A 1711-nucleotide genomic window follows, 5' to 3' on the forward strand; every position below is an offset into this window, starting at 1 on the left:
GCGCTGCGCGGCCTCAATGACACCAGGATGACGCTGGTGTTCGCAGTGATCGGCTATTGGTGCGTCGCCTTTCCCGTCGCCTGGCTGCTGGCATTCCACACCGGACTGGGCGCTACCGGCGTCTGGGTCGGATTCTCGGTCGGCACCTTCGTCTATGCCGGCCTCCTGATCTTGCGCTTCCGCACGCTGACGCGCAGACTGGCCAGATGACGTCAGCAGTCCGCGAAATCACCCCCGAGGTTCAAGTCGACGCGCTGCTGGGCGGCGCGCAGTTCATCGATGCTTTTCGCGTGGACCTCGGAGCCACCGTGATGAGTGCTCGCGAAGCCTGTACGAGAATGGTGCTGGACGGGCCGCGATGGATCGACACGCTGCTGCGCCTGCGCAATGTTCTGGTGAAGCCGTTTGGGCTGAAGACTTCGGGCGAAGGCGCTCCGGCGCCGCACGGCTTGATCGGCCTGTTCCCGGTGATCGGCGAAACGCCCGAGCGGCTGGTGGCAGGCTTCGACGACTATCATCTCGATTTCCGCATCGTGGTCGACGTGGACGGGGATGCCGCAAACCGGCGCGTCACCTCGACCACGCTGGTGCGGACGCATAATCTCCTCGGCCGAAGCTACCTCATTCTCATCATGCCCTTTCACAAGTTCGTCGTTCGCAGCATGATGCGCCGCATCACGGAGCCGCGCCGGTGACGCTCACAGTCGATCTCTTTTACTCTTTCCGCAGCCCCTACAGCTACCTCGCGCTGCCCAAGACGCTCGGGCTGGTCAAGGACTACGACCTGGACGTCAATTTGCGGCCGGTCTATCCGCTGGCGGTGCGCGTGCCGGGCTTCTTCAAGAAGGCCAACCCGCAATTCGCGCGCTATGTCGTGCGCGATTCCACCCGGGTGGCAGAATATCAGAACATTCCGTTTCGCTTTCCGCGGCCCGATCCGATCGTGCAGGACATGACGACGCTCGAGGTCGCAGCCGAGCAGCCCTACATCCATCGCCTGACGCGGCTGGGTGCGATGGCGCAGCTCGAGGGACGCTCGCTCGCGTTCACGTTGGCGATCGCGCGTGTGCTCTGGGACGGCTCGGTGGCTGGCTGGAACGAAGGCGACCATCTCGCGCGCGCCGCCGAGACGGCGGGCTTCGACCTCGCCGCGATGGATGCGGCGATCAGCGCCGACGCCGATCGCTACGAGCGGGTGATCGCCGAGAACGAGAAGGACCACGCCGCATCAGGCCATTGGGGCGTGCCGACTTTCGTATTCGAGAACGAGCCGTTCTTCGGTCAGGATCGCATCGATCTGCTTCTCTGGCGGATGCAGGGCAAAGGGCTGACGAAGCGATAGAGTGTCCATTCACAAATCTGCAGAGCTCGTCATAGAAGAACGAGCTCGACTCCATCCTCCGCTTCGGCGCCGCCGGGGCAATGGCGCTGGATGATCTCTATAAGCCAATCGAATACCGTCGGTCCTTCGTGCCTCAGCGCATCGGCCAGATAATTCTCAACAGAAGCAATGTTCGAAGCGTGACATCGCTTTAGTCTCTGCTGGAGCTGGCGAACAGTCTCGTCATATCCGAGATTTCGCTTCGAGATTTCGTGATTTCGCCAGCAGAGAACGAACCCTTCTTCCGGCGTGCCAAATCCGCCCCTTAGAATATCGTTGAACGCGTCAAGATTTCGGCCCCACTCGGCTCCTGGGATGATGCGAAGGCCG

At 62.1% G+C, this 1711-nt stretch carries 3 protein-coding genes and 1 pseudogene; 3 read left to right on the forward strand and 1 reads right to left on the reverse strand.

From position 1 onward, the window contains the following. From JHD07_RS39210 to JHD07_RS39220, 3 genes and pseudogenes are all read left to right on the forward strand, one after another. Positions 1 to 210 (forward strand): annotated as a pseudogene (locus JHD07_RS39210) (MATE family efflux transporter); the annotation flags it as partial. Continuing rightward, positions 207 to 695 (forward strand): DUF2867 domain-containing protein, encoded by a 489-nt coding sequence (locus tag JHD07_RS39215; protein ID WP_291631971.1) that lies wholly within the window; start codon positions 207 to 209, stop codon positions 693 to 695. The pseudogene JHD07_RS39210 and the gene JHD07_RS39215, both read left to right, overlap by 4 nt. Continuing rightward, positions 692 to 1342, forward strand: a complete 651-nt coding sequence (locus JHD07_RS39220) for a 2-hydroxychromene-2-carboxylate isomerase (protein WP_291631973.1) — start codon at positions 692 to 694, stop codon at positions 1340 to 1342. The genes JHD07_RS39215 and JHD07_RS39220 overlap by 4 nt, the downstream gene beginning before the upstream one ends. Positions 1343 to 1371: 29 nt before the next feature. Here JHD07_RS39220 and JHD07_RS39225 read toward each other — a convergent pair. Beyond that, positions 1372 to 1711 (reverse strand): barstar family protein (locus tag JHD07_RS39225; RefSeq protein ID WP_291631974.1); only part of this gene is annotated, 340 nt, incomplete at its 5' end.

It is taken from the genome of Bradyrhizobium sp. (genome assembly GCF_016462955.1).
Classification (GTDB): Bacteria; Pseudomonadota; Alphaproteobacteria; order Rhizobiales; family Xanthobacteraceae; genus Bradyrhizobium.

Excerpts from the sequence above, each read along its gene's own strand:
- JHD07_RS39215 (WP_291631971.1), top strand. The coding sequence starts at position 207 with ATGACGTCAGCAGTCCGCGAAATCACCCCCGAGGTTCAAGTCGACGCG.